At 70.0% G+C, this 15,536-nt stretch carries 12 protein-coding genes; 10 read left to right on the forward strand and 2 right to left on the reverse strand.

The genetic code is table 11. The features are described from left to right. Nucleotides 1–383 precede the first annotated feature (383 nt). Complete coding sequence (locus AB0F17_RS05680) at nucleotides 384–1,115, reverse strand: hypothetical protein (protein ID WP_358016777.1); 732 nt, start codon at nucleotides 1,113–1,115, stop codon at nucleotides 384–386. A 188-nt stretch (nucleotides 1,116–1,303) separates the two neighbouring features. On the opposite strand from AB0F17_RS05680, the gene AB0F17_RS05685 reads away from it, so the two are divergent. The 10 genes from AB0F17_RS05685 (at nucleotide 1,304) to AB0F17_RS05730 (ending at nucleotide 15,228) form a co-directional block, all read left to right on the forward strand. Continuing rightward, nucleotides 1,304–1,624 carry a GYD domain-containing protein gene (locus tag AB0F17_RS05685; protein ID WP_358016780.1) on the forward strand — a complete coding sequence of 107 codons (321 nt, stop codon included), beginning with the start codon at nucleotides 1,304–1,306 and terminating at the stop codon, nucleotides 1,622–1,624. A 660-nt stretch (nucleotides 1,625–2,284) separates the two neighbouring features. Further along, nucleotides 2,285–4,387 (forward strand): vWA domain-containing protein, encoded by a 2,103-nt coding sequence (locus AB0F17_RS05690; RefSeq protein ID WP_358016783.1) that lies wholly within the window; start codon nucleotides 2,285–2,287, stop codon nucleotides 4,385–4,387. After that, complete coding sequence (locus tag AB0F17_RS05695) at nucleotides 4,384–7,479, forward strand: tubulin-like doman-containing protein (RefSeq protein ID WP_358016786.1); 3,096 nt, start codon at nucleotides 4,384–4,386, stop codon at nucleotides 7,477–7,479. The genes AB0F17_RS05690 and AB0F17_RS05695 overlap by 4 nt, the downstream gene beginning before the upstream one ends. 2 nt (nucleotides 7,480–7,481) lie before the next feature. Next, on the forward strand, nucleotides 7,482–9,302 hold the full coding sequence (locus AB0F17_RS05700; protein WP_358016789.1) for a hypothetical protein: 1,821 nt from the start codon (nucleotides 7,482–7,484) through the stop codon (nucleotides 9,300–9,302). After that, nucleotides 9,292–10,269: a hypothetical protein gene (locus AB0F17_RS05705; RefSeq protein ID WP_358016792.1), complete on the forward strand. Its 978-nt coding sequence runs from the start codon at nucleotides 9,292–9,294 to the stop codon at nucleotides 10,267–10,269. The genes AB0F17_RS05700 and AB0F17_RS05705 overlap by 11 nt, the downstream gene beginning before the upstream one ends. Next, nucleotides 10,266–11,270 (forward strand): hypothetical protein, encoded by a 1,005-nt coding sequence (locus AB0F17_RS05710; protein WP_358016795.1) that lies wholly within the window; start codon nucleotides 10,266–10,268, stop codon nucleotides 11,268–11,270. Before AB0F17_RS05705 ends, AB0F17_RS05710 begins: the two co-directional genes overlap by 4 nt. Beyond that, nucleotides 11,267–12,517 carry a hypothetical protein gene (locus tag AB0F17_RS05715; RefSeq protein WP_358016798.1) on the forward strand — a complete coding sequence of 417 codons (1,251 nt, stop codon included), beginning with the start codon at nucleotides 11,267–11,269 and terminating at the stop codon, nucleotides 12,515–12,517. Before AB0F17_RS05710 ends, AB0F17_RS05715 begins: the two co-directional genes overlap by 4 nt. Nucleotides 12,518–12,588: 71 nt before the next feature. Then, nucleotides 12,589–13,515 carry an SPFH domain-containing protein gene (locus AB0F17_RS05720; RefSeq protein ID WP_358016801.1) on the forward strand — a complete coding sequence of 309 codons (927 nt, stop codon included), beginning with the start codon at nucleotides 12,589–12,591 and terminating at the stop codon, nucleotides 13,513–13,515. Between the two features lie 202 nt (nucleotides 13,516–13,717). Continuing rightward, nucleotides 13,718–14,548, forward strand: coding sequence for an SAM-dependent methyltransferase (locus tag AB0F17_RS05725; protein WP_358016805.1), 831 nt, complete (start codon nucleotides 13,718–13,720; stop codon nucleotides 14,546–14,548). A 116-nt stretch (nucleotides 14,549–14,664) separates the two neighbouring features. Beyond that, nucleotides 14,665–15,228 carry a dihydrofolate reductase family protein gene (locus AB0F17_RS05730; protein ID WP_358016808.1) on the forward strand — a complete coding sequence of 188 codons (564 nt, stop codon included), beginning with the start codon at nucleotides 14,665–14,667 and terminating at the stop codon, nucleotides 15,226–15,228. On the opposite strand, the gene AB0F17_RS05735 is transcribed toward AB0F17_RS05730, so the two are convergent. Beyond that, nucleotides 15,198–15,518: a hypothetical protein gene (locus tag AB0F17_RS05735; RefSeq protein ID WP_358016811.1), complete on the reverse strand. Its 321-nt coding sequence runs from the start codon at nucleotides 15,516–15,518 to the stop codon at nucleotides 15,198–15,200. The two genes, AB0F17_RS05730 and AB0F17_RS05735, sit on opposite strands and share 31 nt — an antisense overlap. Between the last annotated feature and the right edge of the window lie 18 nt (nucleotides 15,519–15,536).

The following is a 15,536-nucleotide window of genomic DNA, read 5'->3' on the forward strand; positions in this document are numbered from 1 at the left end:
GCCGGACAGGCAGCGGCCCCCCGGACTACCCAAGCCGGGGGGCCTGAACTGTGCCGCCATGTAAGGCGCCAGCGGCGTTTAAGAGGGCGGATCAGTCCTGACGACGTGCGCTCTTCCATTGAGCCATCGCGGCACGAAGAGCCGCGAGCCGGATTCGAACCGGCATCTCAACAATCACAGTCCATCCTCGGTTGATCTGGCGCCGACGGCGATGCTGAGCTTAGAGCGAGAGTCTGAGTCTGATCGGCTGCCTCTGCCAGTTGGGCTACCGAGGCGCGTACCACGGGGAGGACTCGAACCTCCACTTGAGCCGTTCGTCAGGTTCAATCTGAGCTTCAGCTTCGCGCTTTCGCGCACCCCGCGCTCAACGGGGAGTCTCTAGGTCAGGCGAACAGGTAACGGAACACCGCGTCGCCGACCTCCTGGTCTTCGACGGCGGTCGCGTTGGCCTCTTCACGGGCGTACTTCACCGCGTCCTGAAGCTTCTGCACACGGGCCAGCAGCTCGTTCACGCGGCGGGCCGGCAGCGCGCCGGAGAAGGTGGTCTTCGTCCAGTAGCCGACCACGATGTCCTCGGTGAACACCTGGACCTGCGCCGGATGCTTGTCCGTCGCCTCGGCCAGGACATGGTTGCGCGGCACCTTCTTGGTGCGGGTCGTCTTGACCGGCTCGGTGCGCCACGTCTCGGCGTTGTCGTCGAACGTCCACGTCTCGGCCGAGTCGAGCGTCGGCAGCTTCGCCACGAACGTGTGCAGGTCGACGAGCTGCTTCTCCAGGAACAGCAGGTACGTGACCGGCACCCCCGAGATGATCGCCTGGCCGTCGACGACCACGTCGGCCTTGGCGAGCGCGTTCGTCCAGTCCTTCGTCGCGGTCACGTCGAACAGCCTGGTCAGCGCCGCGGTTACGTCGGCGATGACCTGCTCGGTCTTCACCTGTACGCGCGTCGACTCCGGCGGCAGTTGCTCGCCCTCGTCGTCGATCGGCTGATAGGTACGCGAGAGGCCGGACAGGAGCGGTGCCTTCTGGACGGTGTGGTAGGCGTCGGACACCGCACGCTGCGTGCCGGCCTTGACGCCTTTCTCGACCGCGAGGATCTGGTTGAGCTTGGTCACGTTCATGACCTTATGGGGTGGAGTGGCGCGTCACACCTGATTTTCAGCGTGGATCGCGGTTTGAGCTTCCAGACGGAAATCAGTACACCGGCTGGGATTGCCGACACCCGAAACCGAGAACTTGGCCCACGAGATCGCATTCACGGCCGTTCGGGTGCGGGCGGCGCCACGCAGAGGAGAGTCCGACCATGCCCAAGTACCTGATCCAGGCGAGCTACTCGGTGGACGGCATCAAGGGGGTGCTTCGCGATGGGGGCACCGCACGCTGCCGGGTGGTGGAGCGCATGCTGGAGAGCGTCGGCGGCCGGGTCGAGCAGATGTACTTCGCCTTCGGCGAGAACGACGTCTACATCATCGCGGACATGCCCAGCAATGCGGCCACGGCCGCTGTGGGCCTCGCGGTGACGGCGGCCGGAGGAGCACGGACGAAGACGGTCGTCCTGCTGACTTCGGAGGAGATCGATGAGGCGGCGCGACAGGAGGTGGCTTACCGGGCCCCCGGCGCATGACGGCGACTATATATCTTTTTGACGGTGAGTGTAGGTAGATGTCAGGTACGCGTGGGCATTCAGCGGCCTGGCACCGAGTACGCGCGAGCGCGGCGCCGCAGAAACCGCCAAGTCGCGGGACAGAGTCGGATAATCCCAGTTCAGACTGCACGTTCAAGTTCTGAAGCGGCACAGCCGGTGATGAGAATGCCGGGGTCGGCGAAGTGCTGCGGGCCGCGGTCGGCCGCCGTGATCGAGGCGGCCACCGTCTCGCCCGCCTCGATCGGCTCGCTCTCTGGCGCGGGGCCGGCACTTCACACCTAGATCGCGTTCGGTTATCGTGTGATTCTTCAGCGTGAGGGAGATGGGGCGTGTGTGACGGTATCGGCATGCCCCGGCCTCAGAACTACGCCGGCGCGGATACCGCCGCATATCTGGACGCGTGGGAGCCGGAATCGGATTAGGGACGTACCCCATGTGCATTCCAGGGCTGACTAAAACTGCTGAAGAAACTTCCAGGGGGACCTCTCCGTTTTGCGGATAACAACGCAACACCTGTGAGGAAATGTGCATGTCAGGTTTGTTCGCGCGCTGGCCGTGATCTCCGCTCTCACGCTGACCTCCGCTCTCGTGCTCTTACCCGCTGCCGCCACTACGCTGCCAGGCTCTGAGGTCAAACCCGTGCGCGTCGTCATCCTCGTCGACGAGTCGGGCAGCCTCACCGAGCAGGACGTGGTCAGGGAGCGGGCCGCTGCTCAGCTCATCGCCCTCAGCGAGCTCTCGCCCCTGTCCCAGGTGGCCGTGGTGGGCTTCGGCAGCTCCAACGGTCCCGGCCAGGCGGCCGTGGACATCGTCTGTCCGCTCACCGGGGTGGAGACCGCCCAGGACCGCGAGTCCCTGGGCAAGTGCGTGGACAAGGTGCACCGCCGTACCGACCGCGAGGGCACTGACACCGACCATGCCGCCGCGCTGGAGCAGGCGCTGGCAATAATGGACGAGCCGGACGACCGGCAGCGAGCCAAGATCGTCTTCCTGCTCACCGACGGAGTGCTGGACGTAGCCAAGAGCCCGCAGTACGGCGCGGACCCGCAGGCACGCAACCGCAACGCGCAGCGCCAGATCGAGGCCAACCTCCGGGACACCAAGAACAAGCGGGTGCAGATCTGGCCACTGGGGTTCGGCCAGGCGGACAAGGCCGCGTTGGACGCCTTCGCGGCGGGCGCCTGGCGGCAGCCCTGTGGCACGCAGGAGTCGGCCACGCCACGCGCCAGAGTGGTCAGGAACTCGGCGGACGTGGAGCGCTCGCTGCTGGAGGCCTTCGCCTACGCCAGGTGCGCGGGCATCTCCCAGCCGGACACCAGTTCGCTGGACGCGGGCGCCACCGTGGATCTGCACGTGGACATCCCGATCATCGCCACCGACGGCTCGATCGTGGTGATCAAGCGCGACAAGCGCATCCAGGTGACGTACTTCAACCCGGACGGCACTCAGGTCCCCAAGCAGGGCGAGCAGAACGAGTCGACCTTCCAGGCGGCCGGCGAGGCGGGCCCGGTGGAGTCGCTGCGCATCCGCAACCCGCTGCCGGGCAAGTGGACGATACGGCTGAAGTCGCCGCCCGGCATCCAGCGCCAGGACGTCAGCGCGACCGTGGTCTGGCAGGGCGCGCTGCGCGCCTCGATCGGGCTGAGCAACCCACGCCCGCGTCCGGGCGAGACGGTCACGATCCGGCTCCGCCTTCAGACCAGGTCGGGTGTGATCACCGACCCCGCGGCACTCGAACCGCTGCGCTTCTCCGCCCAGCTGTCCGGCGACGGCTTCCGGGAGCTCCCGGTCGAGCTCACCGACAGCGGTGACCAGCCAGACCGGGCCGCCCAGGACGGCGAGTACTCCGGCAAGGTCGTCATCCCGGACACGGCCACGGGCGCGCTCTCCTTCCTGGGACGGGTGTCCGGCCCGGGAGTGGCGAGCGACGAGCGCCCGTACGAGACCCGCATTTCGGGCCCGGCGGACACGCTGCGCGCGCAGGTCGAGCTGGAGTCGGCGACGACAGAGCCGGGAGGCGAGGTCACCGGCACCGTCCGGGTGACCAACGACGGTCAGGCCGCCCAGCTCGGGCTGCGGCTGCTCGACACGCAGGATGCCACGCTCTCTCCCAACACCCTCACCGCGCCGTCCGGTGCGTCCGAGCAGACCTTCACGCTGCGCGCGGGAAGGGCCGACGGCCCGGTCGGCGGCACGGTGCAGGTAGTGGACGCGACCGGCCGGCCGGTCGCCGAGGAGTTCGTGGATGTCACCGTCCAGCGGCCCATGCCGTTCTGGCAGCGGCTGCTCATCGCCCTGGTCATCCTCCTGGCCGTCCTGGTCGCGTTCTTCGTCTTCCACCGGATCAGAAGGGCCGCCCGGCTCCGCGCGGCCGACCCCAGCGAGCTGACGCTCCACCTCTACGACCGGGACGGGACCGAACTCTCCCGGCTGCGCGCGCCCATGGGCGAGGGACCGGAGTTCACCTTCGTCATCAACGGTGACCTCATGACACGCACCTACGACGGCCGCGGCTACACGGTGCGCCGCGGCGGCGGCCAGACCGTCCTGGTGAGCGACCCGTCCGGCCACCCGCTGGAGCCGCCGCTGCGCCCCGGTCACAAACTGCCGCTGCCGGGCGGCCTGTTCCTGGGGGTGGACGACGCCCGGGGCCAGGGCGGCGAGCAGCCCGTGTACGGCGCGGGCCAGGCGTATGACACCAGAAGCCACCGACGACCGATGCCGGGAGATGACCTGCTGTGAGGATCTTCGATCCGATGATGTTCGTGGGGCTCGGCGGCACCGGCTGCCGGGTGGGAGTCGAGCTCGAGCGCTGGCTGCGCGACGAGCTGTGCGGTCCGGACGGTATGGACCTGATCAGGAACCTCAGCTGGCAGAACTATCTGCCCTACGAGTTGCCCTCCTGCCTGCAGTTCGTCTATGTGGACCTGAACGAGGCAGAGCTGGCGCGCACCAGGAGAAGGGTGGTGCCGACCGAGAAGGAGTTCGCGGCGGCCGGCCGTACCGCCCACCTGATCCACGACGTGGTGCCGAAGTTCGACTCCTATCCGGAGGTGGCCCGCAGCCTGCGGGCGACGCTGAGCGACCACGTGAAGGATTGGCTGCCGCCCCGCGAGGGCGAGCCGCTGGTCGCGCCGCTGATGCGGGGCGCGGGACAGTTGCCGACGGTGGCGCGCGCGGCGCTGTTCGAGCGGATGCGACACGGGGTCGGCCCGGTGGTGCGGGGCATCGACGGCGCGATCGGCGCGATCGCCAACTCCGGGAGCGAGCTGGCGGCGCTGGGCGGGCGGCTGCGCCGCGGCTGCGACGTGTTCGTGGCCTTCTCCGTGGCGGGCGGCACCGGCACCGGCATCTTCTACGACTATCTGCACCTGATCGGCGACGCTTTCGCCCGCAACGGCTTCCAGGCCAGGATCTACCCGCTGGTCGTCATGCCGTCGGCTTTCACCGAAGGCAAGGGTGGCGGCAGGCGGGCCAGGCTGAACGCGGGCTCGGCGCTGCTGGACCTGTTCCGCTTGGTGGACGATCAGAACGCGCCACACGCCGGCACCCAGGTGGACGAGCAGGGCATCGCGGGGGAGCTGGGCGTGCACTACCCGGTCAGAGGCGAGGTGCGACTGCGCACCGGCACCGTCCAGACCGCCTTCCTGTTCACCATGCCGCCCGGCGTCGAACGCGAGGACCTGTCCCGCTCGATCGCCTCGCTGATCGTGTCGCTGGCCGGCACGCAGCCGCGCCTGCCGGGCGAGGGCATGGAGGACCGGGGCGACTCCTCCTTCGCCGACGACTTCATCAACCGGGCGGTCGAGCGTGAGGTCCCGGCCGCCTCGGGCATCGGCAACCGGGGCGTGTCCACCTCGTACGTCTCCTCGATGACGGTCCCCGTGGAGGAGCTGGCCGATCTGGTCAGCTCGCGCCTGCTGGCCCGGGCGGTGACGCAGTTGGGGGCGGTGCCGTCGGAGAGCAACGTCGACCAGATCAGGCGAATGTTCACCACGACCAACCTGGAGGCGCTGCACACCCGCGAGCCGCTGCCGCCACCCGAGCCGCGCCCGGCCACCGGCGCGGCCGAGATCCAGAAGGCGCTGGCCAACCGGCTGCGTGCGATGGAGGACAACCTGGCCTCGCTGGAGCGGCAGCTCTCCAGGAGCGTCCCGGTCATGGCCCAGGAGATGGACGTACAGCGGGGCGTGCTGGAAGCGCTGAGCGAGGTGGACCCCTTCCGGCTGCGCCGGGTGGTGATGGGTCTGCCGGGAGACGCGCACGAGGCGGACAAACTGGGCTTCGCCGGGCTGCTGGACCTCCGCCGGGCCCAGCCCCGCAAACCATACGAGAACATGACCGAAGCCCCGCCGCAGCCGCGGCCCATGCGCGACCGGCTGCTCCGCAAGGTGCAGTGGGCAGATCCAGGGGTGCAGGCGTCGATGGGCGACCAGGACGCCTGGTACCTGTGGCGCAGCCAGGCGTTGTGGCACAAGGCTTGGGCCGACCAGATGCCGCGCTGGGAGCTGCGCCGCAAACAGCTCATCCGCGAGGTGCGGGAGTTCGCCCAGGTCTTCGTCGAGCACGCCGAGGCCGACGCCGAGCGCTTCGCGCACCGCGCGGCCGAGCTGTACGAGACGCGGGTGGGTGTCTACCACCTGCTGCCGCCCGCGGGCGCCGAAGCCTTCTACGACACGGTGGTGCGGCGCTTCGTCGACGTCTTCGTCGCGCGGCAGATCCTGCGTCCGACCGACACCGAAGCCGGGGTGGTCAACGCGCTGCTGGGTCCGGAAGGCTGGCGGCACGCCTGTGAGCTGGCCTGGCGCACCGGCAGGCCGGCCGACGCGCTCAGCTGGGTGCGCGAGCGGCTCAAGCTGGAGGTCAAGAAGCTCTTCAGGGACCAGGACGAGGCGGCGGCGCTGGGGGAGCAGCCGCTGCTGCCCTCGCTGGCCGACCTGCTGGCCAGGGCCGCGGTGGGCGGTGGCGACGATCCGCACGTGCGGCAGTTCCAGCTCAAGCTGGCCGACCTGGTGCCCGGTGGGTTCACCCCCGACGGCACAGGCGATCTGAAGGTCCTGGTCTCCTACCCGGCCCCGGCCAAGGACCCGGACCTGGAGCGCTACCTGAAGGAGCGCATCGACCTGTCCGGTGTGGCCGACTTCCGCAACATCGACGCTGATTCGGTCACCGTCGTGCAGCTGCGTACCTCCATGAGCGTCACCCAGGTTCGCGAGCTACAGGAGGTGCTGCACAGCTGGGCCGACGCGCTGCGCGACGAACAGTCCCAGGACCACCTCAAGTGGCGCCAGCGTCTGGGCTACGACTTCGGCTACCTGGCCACCACGGAGAGGCACCGGGTGCGCATCCTCCACCGGCTGCTGAGCCTGCTGTGGAACGGGCAGGTCCACGTGGTCGAGGGCGAGCCGGAATCGCCGTCGCGCATCCGGATCGAGCTGGCGGGCGGCTCGATGACGCTGCCGCTGACCGGGTACGGCAAGGCCTCGTCCTGGCCGAGCCTGCTGCGTGCCTACGAGCAGTGGGTGATCGGCGGCGACGAGGAGTTCCGTGCCCTGATCAGCGAGCAGATCATGAATGCCTCCCCGTACGGCGTGGCCGCGTCGCCCTTGCCGCCGGATCCGCTCTACACACTGGTCATCGGCATGGCGGCCGACCAGCTCGGGCTGCTGGAGATCATGATGCCCAAGCTGCCCGCGGGTGCGCGCAACCGCGCCGAGCAATTGACCGCCTTCTGGGCGCATACCCTGCCCGCCGCGCTCGACCTGCCCTTCGAGCGGGTGGCCGACGCCGTCGCCTACAACCTGCGCGACCTGGCCGCGCTGTTGGAGGACTGACCATGGTCGAACTCCTCGACCTGCGCAAGGGCGGGCTGGAGCGGCTGAGCGCCCGGATGCTCGTGGTCGCCGACACCGATCGGCTGGCCACGGCACAGCAGGAGCTGCAGGAGGTGCTCGGCTCCCGCCTGGTCCGCTCGATGCTGGTGGTCGCGATGGGGCCGGATCTGCGCCTGCCCCCGGCACTGAACGGCGAGGCCCGCCGGGTGTTGTGGGTGGGCGACCCCTACGGCATCGTCTGGGAGAGCGACACCGGCGAGGCCGCGCTCGGGCCGAACGCGAACGCCGAGCCGATCCTGCTCGACCTGCTCACCCAGCCGGAGGTCTTCGACGCGGTGACCGGGATACTCGGCGAGATCCCCTACGGCACGGCCTCGCCCGGCTGGCGCATCGTGGCCGGCCGCATCGACCCCGAGGTGCTCGCCCAGGCCTTCCGCGAAGTGGCCGAGCGCTTCGACGCGCCCTACCACGCCGACACGGCCGGATACAGTTCGCCGCTGGCCACCGCGCTGCCGGTGCTCGGCGGCGGCGCCGACCTGCCGGCCGATCTGGTCGACGCGCTGATCCCCGAGGGCCGGATGGACGGGCTCTACCGGCGGGCCGCCGCCCGGATCGACGCGGCGGCACGGGCGCTGGAGCAGTTGCGGTACTTCAGCGGTGCCCCGGTGCGCGCCGCGATCCTCGAGAAGGTGGTGGCGGCCGGGCAGGCGCTGGCGGAGTTCCGCGACGCCATCGCGCGGCTGTTCGAGGAGACCGACCCCGTCGCGGAGGACACCGCCGAGCGGCTGGCCAGGCACGGGATCAAGTTCGCCACTCCGGCGGGCATGGGGCACCGCGAGATCGTCGCCGAGCTGCGCGCCGATGTGGAGGCGTCGCTCGGCGAGCGCAAGAGCCTGGCCCGGCTGACCGCGCGCCTGCGCGCGCTGGCCGACCAGAGCGCGCCCATCGGCAGCGCCGCCTTCGTCGACGACGTGTTCCGGCTCTGCCCCAACGAGCTGCTGGACAGGCTGCACGCGCCTGCCGGGTTTCCCCCACAACTGCTGGACCGCTTCGTCTTCTGGCGGCGCTCGCTGGGCCGATGGCGTGAGCAACTCGCGCTCGGCGAGGCCCGCACGGCGCTGGAGGACCTGCGCGCCGTGCTGGGCCGGGTGGCGGCCAGCGAATGGGCGCTCGGACGGGCGCGTACGCACGCCTCGGACTCGGCACGCACGCTGGCCGCCGAGCTCAGTGAGATCGCCGCACAGGTGGCGAACACGCTGGAGGAGTGGAGCACGCGGCAGGCGGGCCAGGCCGCCGCGGCCCCGGCGCTGGAGGAAGAGGTGATGGCACGGCTGCGCGACCGCGGCGGCCAGCTTCGCGAGATCATCGTCGGCGACCTGGTCGACGCGGTCGCCGGGTGGCTCGAACCCGGCTGGATCTCGCTGGAGCAGGGCGCCTACCGGGACGTGCGCGCCGGTCTGGACCGCCGGGTGGGCGAGACACTGCGGCAGTACCGGCACCACCTGGTACACCGGGGCGTGCAGGAGCGCCCGGACTTCGCCACCGGCGACGCCGGCCGCCAGGACCTCATCGACGCGGTCTGGCGGCAGTCCCAGCAGGTGGATCGGGCGCTCCGGGCCGAGCCCGGCGGAGCCATGCTGCAGCTGTGCGGTGATCGGGATCTGGCGCTGCTGCTGCGTCAAGCCCATGCGGTGCGCTTCGCGCCCAGGGCGGTGCGCGGCCAGGACGGCCTGTCCGGCGTCGTGTGGACCCGGTCAGGACAGTACGCGGGCACCCTACGCCTGGTGCCCCTGCGACCGGGAGCGGTGGACGATGGAACCTGAGCCGCTGAGCTTCTTCAGCCCCGAGGGGCACGCGGTGGTCTGGGAGGTCGAGGCCGAGCCATACGTGGACCCGTTCGAGCGGCGGATCACCACGGTCGTGGACGGTACCAGGATCATCGAGCGCCGGGTGCCGAGGGCCGAGGGCCGCGACCGCGAATACCTCTACGACGTGCTGGAGAACGAGGCCCGCATGGGCGCCCGCCTGCTGGCCTGCCTGTGGCGCGACTACCCGGTCGAGCTGCCCCGGCTGATCGGCTACAGCCTGGACGTCGAGGAGCCGATCGTGCTGTGGTCGGACCACCGGGGCGAGCCGGTCAGCCGGTACAACGGCTCACTGCTCATCTCCGAGCAGCGTGAGCTGCAGGCCAGCCTCTTCGGCGCGGTGCGCATCATGTCGGCCTGCGGCATCGTGCACCGGCGCATCGAGCCGGCCACGGTGCGCTGGGACGGCTCCGCCGTACAGCTCACCGGTCTCAGCCACGCCGCACTGGTCGGCGACCACCGCATCCGGCTCGGTGAGGCCCCTTACGCCTCGCCCGCGCAGCGCGAGGGTCGCGGGCGGGCCGCCACGGCCGACGATCTGTGGAGCGCGGGCATGGTGATCTACAGGACGGTCACCGGACGCGAGGTCGCCGACCGGCCCGATCTGAGTCTGGCCCCCGCGCTCCAGCCCATTCACGACGTCTTCTCCGCCGATCCGCCCACCGCGCTGGAGGTGCTGGCCCGGCTGCGCGCGCCCGACCCCCTCCAGGGCAAGCCCGTCGAGTCCGACCTCGCCCTGGAGGAAGGACGTGCCGCCTTCGACCAGGCGCGCAAGCTCAAGACCGCCGAGGAGCCCATGCCACAGCCACAGCCACAGACCCAGGTCCTGCCCGTCGAGCCCGCGCCGTCACCCTGGTGGGCACGCTGGTTGCCCCTGGTCGTGCTGATCGTGGCCCTGCTGATCTGGGTGGTGGTGGGCCGATGATCCTGTGCCCGATCTGCCTGCACGAGTTCGCCTGGAGCGAGGACGACCTGTACGAGCGCACCCCTGCCGGGCTGTATCGGCCACTTGAGCTGGGGAACGTCTCCGAGGCCCGGCGCACCGACCTGCTGCGTGCCGCCCACGTGCGCTGTCCGGCTCCGGTGGCGGACCCGAGCCTGGAGCACCACCTGCCCTACACCTACGTGCGGCATGGCAAGCCGCTGGTGATCGGGCTGGTCGGCGGCCCGGAGACGGGCAAGACCCACCTGCTGGCCGCGATGATCGGCGCTATCGAGCAGGGCGGGCTGCGCCCGTACGGGCTGACCGCGGACGCTGTGGACATCGAGCGCCACGCCGAGTACGTCGACCGCTACGTGCGGCCGCTGCTCGTCGAGCGCCGGACGCTGGCGCGCACCCAGGAGGGAGAGACCGCCGAGCTGGCCGACGCGCTGCTGATCAACGACGGGGAGCACACCACCGCCGTGGCCTTCTTCGACATCGCCGGCGAGCTGCTGCGCGGCATCGCGCACGAGGCGACCCGATTCGTGCCCGCGGTCGGCGCGTTGCTGTTCGTCGTGGACGCGGCGACCAAACCGGCCCGCATGGGCGACGAGTCCTTCCGCGCCGTGCTCGACCGGCTGCCCAAGAACGGCGGCCGGCTGGACATCCCGGCGGCCATCGTCGTCACCAAGAGCGACGGGGTGCGCTTTCAGCCGCCGGTGGACACCTGGCTGTACGGCGAGGCCGAAAGGCTCGACCCTCAGGCCGTCCTGGAGGAGAGCCGCGACGTCTACGCCTTCCTGCGACGTGGGGGCGCGCAGGCGTGGCTGTCCCCCTACGACAAGTGCCGCCACTGCACCCTGCACTTCGTCTCGGCGACCGGTGGCGCGGCGACCGAGGGGCGCTTTCCCAGGGGCGTCCGGCCACGACGCGTCCTGGAGCCCCTGGTCTCGCTGTTCGCGATGACCGGCGTCCTGCGTGGCTATCCGGAGGTGGGACTGTGACAGGCCGATGGTCGCCCCTGGACTGGATCCAGTACGAGTGGAACGAGCACCGGACCGGCCTGGGCGCGGTGCGCTCCTCGCTGGGTCAAACCCGTGGCTGGGACCACCACCTGGGCCCCTGGTTGGACCCCGGTAACACGCCGGGCGTCAGCGTCTGCCGCCTCGTGGTGGAGGGGCGGGTCGTGGTGCTCTCGCGGCTGCGCTCGGGAGGCTCCGACAGCAGGCGGACCCTGCGGGTCATGGCCTACCTGGGCGGCGACGCCTCGCCGACGGCCCGGCCGACCGTACAGCAGGCTCTTGCGCTGGCGCCGGAGTGGGCCGAGCAGGCGCCGCCGGATCCCGACCCGGTGGACCTGGGCGAGCTGACCGGCCCCTTCGCCGAGCGGCGCGACGCGCTCGAACATCAGGCTCGCGCGGGCGCCCGCGATCTTGCGCCGATCGTCTCCGCCGCGCTGCGCAACCCCACCGATGAGCTGGCCGTGGTCTCCCAAGGGGATCCGTTCGCCCAGTTGTGGGGGGTGGTGAACATCTTCGAGCTGGTGATGGGGCGGCGCCCGGAGACCTTCTCGACCTACGAGAACGACGACCGCAGGCAGGGGGCGGAGATCGTCTTCCTGCGGCAGTGGCCGGGCCCCTCCTCGCGCGCTCCGCGACGGCAGCGGGTGGACCTGCGGGAGGGGGACGTCGCGGACCTGTACGGCGAGATGGCCGCGTATGTCGTGGAGGCGTACGCCCGCGGGGCGCTGGGCGAGTTGACCAGGCGGGCGGGCCTGACCGAGGGCATGCCGGCGGGCAGGCGGATCGAACTGCTCCAAGCGGCGCTGTCCGCACCCGCCCCGACGGCCCCGCCGCCCACCAGGGCACCCCAGCCACCGCAGGCGCGGCGGCCCTCCCCGGAGCCGCCTTCCCGAGTCGCGCCAACTCCTCCTCGAGAGTCACCCGCGCCCGCCGCGGTGCGTGACATGGTCGCCGACTACCAGACATCACTTCATAAAGCCACCACGTCCACGGAGGTCCGGGCGATCCTGGAAGAGTTCGGCGAATGGCTCGCCACCCGTGCCCCCGAGCTGAAGCGGTCCCTGAACACCGCCCAAGGACACGCCGCGCTCCGCATGTTGCTGGTCCCCGAATCGCCCCCGGCGCCGCGCAAGCGGGCGCACTCGGCTTGGCTCAACCCACAGTGGCTGGTCCTCGCCGGGCTCTCGATGATCGTCCTGGTGCTCCAGATCTTCCTGCTGATCCGCTGACCAGGACTTGACGACTTCCTTACCTGGCAGGTGTGTACCCGGATCTAGCCTTGAACTGGAAGGGGCACGCCATGATCATCAATATCGTGCTCGGGCTGATCGTCATACTGGCGGTTTGGCTGGCGGTCAGCAGCATCAGGATCGTCAACCAGATAGAGCGGGGTGTGGTCTTCCGCCTCGGCAAGGTCCAGCGGGAGGTCCGCCAGCCAGGGTTCACCCTCCTCATTCCGGTCGTGGATCGCATGAAGAAGGTGAACGTACAGATCGTCACGATGCCGGTGCCCACGCAGGAGGGCATCACCCGTGACAACGTCTCCGTCCAGGTCGACGCCGTCGCCTACTTCCGGGTCGAGGAGCCGCTGCGGGCGGCCATCGCGGTGCAGGACTACCTGTTCGCGATCGAGCAGGTGGCGCAGACGTCCCTGCGCTCGATCATCGGCAAGAGCGACCTCGACGACCTGCTCTCCAACCGCGAGGAGCTGAACAAGGGCCTCGCGCTGATGATCGACAGCCCCGCACTCGGCTGGGGCATCCACATCGACCGCGTGGAGATCAAGGACGTCCATCTTCCCGAGGGCATGAAGCGATCCATCGCCCGCCAGGCCGAGGCTGAGCGCGAGCGCAGGGCCCGGGTGATCACCGCGGACGGAGAGTTCCAGGCCTCGCGGAAGCTCGCCGACGCGGCGGCCATCATGACCGAGGCCCCCGGCGCGCTTCAGCTCCGTCTGCTGCAGACCGTCGTGGAGGTGGCGGCCGAGAAGACCTCCACCCTGGTCATGCCGCTGCCCGTGGAGTTGCTGCGCTTCTTCGAGCGCTCCGCGCCAAGCGCCCCGGCAGTGGGGGCCGTTGGGCAACCCGCCCCTGCCTCGGAGCCGAAGGCCGAAGAACGGCCCGCCGTGACGAACTCCGCCACCCCCGAGCTGCCCCCGCCAGGGCCTTCCTTCGAACGGGCCGCCGCGGAGTCGGTCGCGGAGAATGGCGCCGCGCGCACGGCATAGACCAAGAAGGGGCGGCACACCTCGCATGCAACGCAGCGTTACCGGGGGTGCACGGTCGGCCGATGCGGGCTGACCCGTACGCGGACGTCGGTCGTCCGGCGGCTGAAACGATTCCTCGGTAAATACAGGGCATCTGGCGGATCCAGATCACAGACCTACCGATTACCCATAAGATGCGGTCAAAGGTGAGGAAGGGTGTGGCGTGACCGAGCGTGAGCGACCTCCGGGGAAGATCGATCCGACTGTCCCCACCGTCGCCCGAATGTACGACTATTTCCTGGGGGGCAAGGACAACTTCCCCGCCGACCGTGCGGCCGCCGAGGAGATCGTCAAGCTGGGCAGCCTGGGCGGCGCGAACGTACGGGAGGTGGCGCGGGCGAACCGCGACTTCCTGGTCCGCGCGGTGGAGGTGGCGGCCAGGGCCGGCGTGCGGCAGTTCCTCGACATCGGCACCGGTCTGCCCACCCAGGACAACGTGCACCAGGTCGCGCACCGGATCATCCCCGACGCCAAGGTCGTCTACTCGGACAACGACTCGATCGTGCTGGTCCACGCCCGGGCGCTGCTGGCCGACAATCCCGACACGGTGATCATCGACGGCGACGCGCACGACCCCAAGGGGCTCCTGGCCGCCGCCGCCCAGCACCTCGACTTCAGCCAGCCCGTGGCGGTGCTGGTCGTGGCGCTGTTCCACTACTTCAGCGACGACGACGAGGTGGCCGGCATCGTCCGGGCCCTGTGCGAGCCGCTGGTGCCGGGGAGCCTCCTGATCATCACGCACGCGTACGTGGAGCAGGGCCAGAGCATCCCCGACCGGAGGATCGAGACCGAGGACGTCTACCGGCGTACGACCTCCGGCGCGCTGCACCTGCGGGACTACGACGTGGTGCGCACGTACTTCGACGGGCTGGAGCTGCTCGAACCCGGCCTCGTGCCGGTGCAGGACTGGCGCAACGACGAACCGTTCATCGTCCCCGGGCTGGACAAGGGCGGCGTCCTGGGCGGCGTCGGCCGCGTGCCTGAGCAGGACTAGGGGAGCTCCTCACCCAAAGGGTGACCTTAAGAGATCCGTAAGTAGGTTCTGCGAGGTTATAGGCGTATCAGAACGGCTGGGCCGGACAGCCCCGCGCCTTACCAAGGAGAAGCATCATGCGGAAGATCGTCGCAAGCCTGTTCATCTCGCTCGACGGGGTTGTAGAGGACCCGGCGGATTGGCACTTTCCGTACTTCAACGACGAGATGGGCGCCGCCGTGGGGGCGCAGATGACCGACACCCTGCTCCTCGGGCGCAAGACCTATGACAGCTTCGCCGGAGCGTGGCCGGAGCGGGAAGCCGAGGGTGGCGAGGACGCCGGCTTCGCGAAGACGCTCGGCGACGCGCGGAAGATCATCGTGTCCCGCCGGCCCCTGGAGTTCACCTGGCGGAACTCCGAACTCCTGCGAGGCGACCTGGCCGAGGCCGTGAGCGCGTTGAAGAAGGAGCCGGGCGGCCCCATCGCCGTGAGCGGCTCGGTCTCGGTGGTCCGCGAACTGCTGGCCGCGGGCCTGCTGGACGAACTGCACCTGCTGGTGCACCCCATCGCCGTCCGCAAGGGCGAGCGCCTGTTCGACGAGGGGGAGAAGCCGGTCCCGTTGGAGCTGATCAAGTCCGAGACGTTCGCGACAGGCGTGCTGTACCTGGTCTACAAGCCAGCAGGGGGGATGAGCTCGTAGTTCGGGATCGTGGGTTTCAGCCGCTGGTACGCCTGCTCGTCCGCGGCCGCCGCCGCGGCTTCGGGGATCTCGACGCGGCCGAGGAAGGGGCCCCGCAGGCAGTGGTCACACCAGAAGTGGGCGTCACCGATGAGCAGGTGGGGGATCCGGAGCCGGTACACCAGGCGGAGGCAGGCTCGCCCGCAGTTGGGGCAGCGCCCGGAGATCGGTCCGGGCAGCTCGTCACGGGCCCGCACATAGGCCTGAAGCCAGCTCTCCCATCGGAGTGCCTCGTCCTGCGTGTTCGACAATGGGGCCACCTCGGTGCT

The sequence above is a fragment of the Nonomuraea sp. NPDC026600 genome (genome assembly GCF_040638335.1).
GTDB lineage: Bacteria > Actinomycetota > Actinomycetes > Streptosporangiales > Streptosporangiaceae > Nonomuraea.

Coding starts and splice junctions, on each gene's coding strand:
- AB0F17_RS05685 (WP_358016780.1), top strand. CDS start 1,304: ATGCCCAAGTACCTGATCCAGGCGAGCTACTCGGTGGACGGCATCAAG.
- AB0F17_RS05700 (WP_358016789.1), top strand. CDS start 7,482: ATGGTCGAACTCCTCGACCTGCGCAAGGGCGGGCTGGAGCGGCTGAGC.
- AB0F17_RS05705 (WP_358016792.1), top strand. CDS start 9,292: ATGGAACCTGAGCCGCTGAGCTTCTTCAGCCCCGAGGGGCACGCGGTG.
- AB0F17_RS05710 (WP_358016795.1), top strand. CDS start 10,266: ATGATCCTGTGCCCGATCTGCCTGCACGAGTTCGCCTGGAGCGAGGAC.
- AB0F17_RS05720 (WP_358016801.1), top strand. CDS start 12,589: ATGATCATCAATATCGTGCTCGGGCTGATCGTCATACTGGCGGTTTGG.
- AB0F17_RS05730 (WP_358016808.1), top strand. CDS start 14,665: ATGCGGAAGATCGTCGCAAGCCTGTTCATCTCGCTCGACGGGGTTGTA.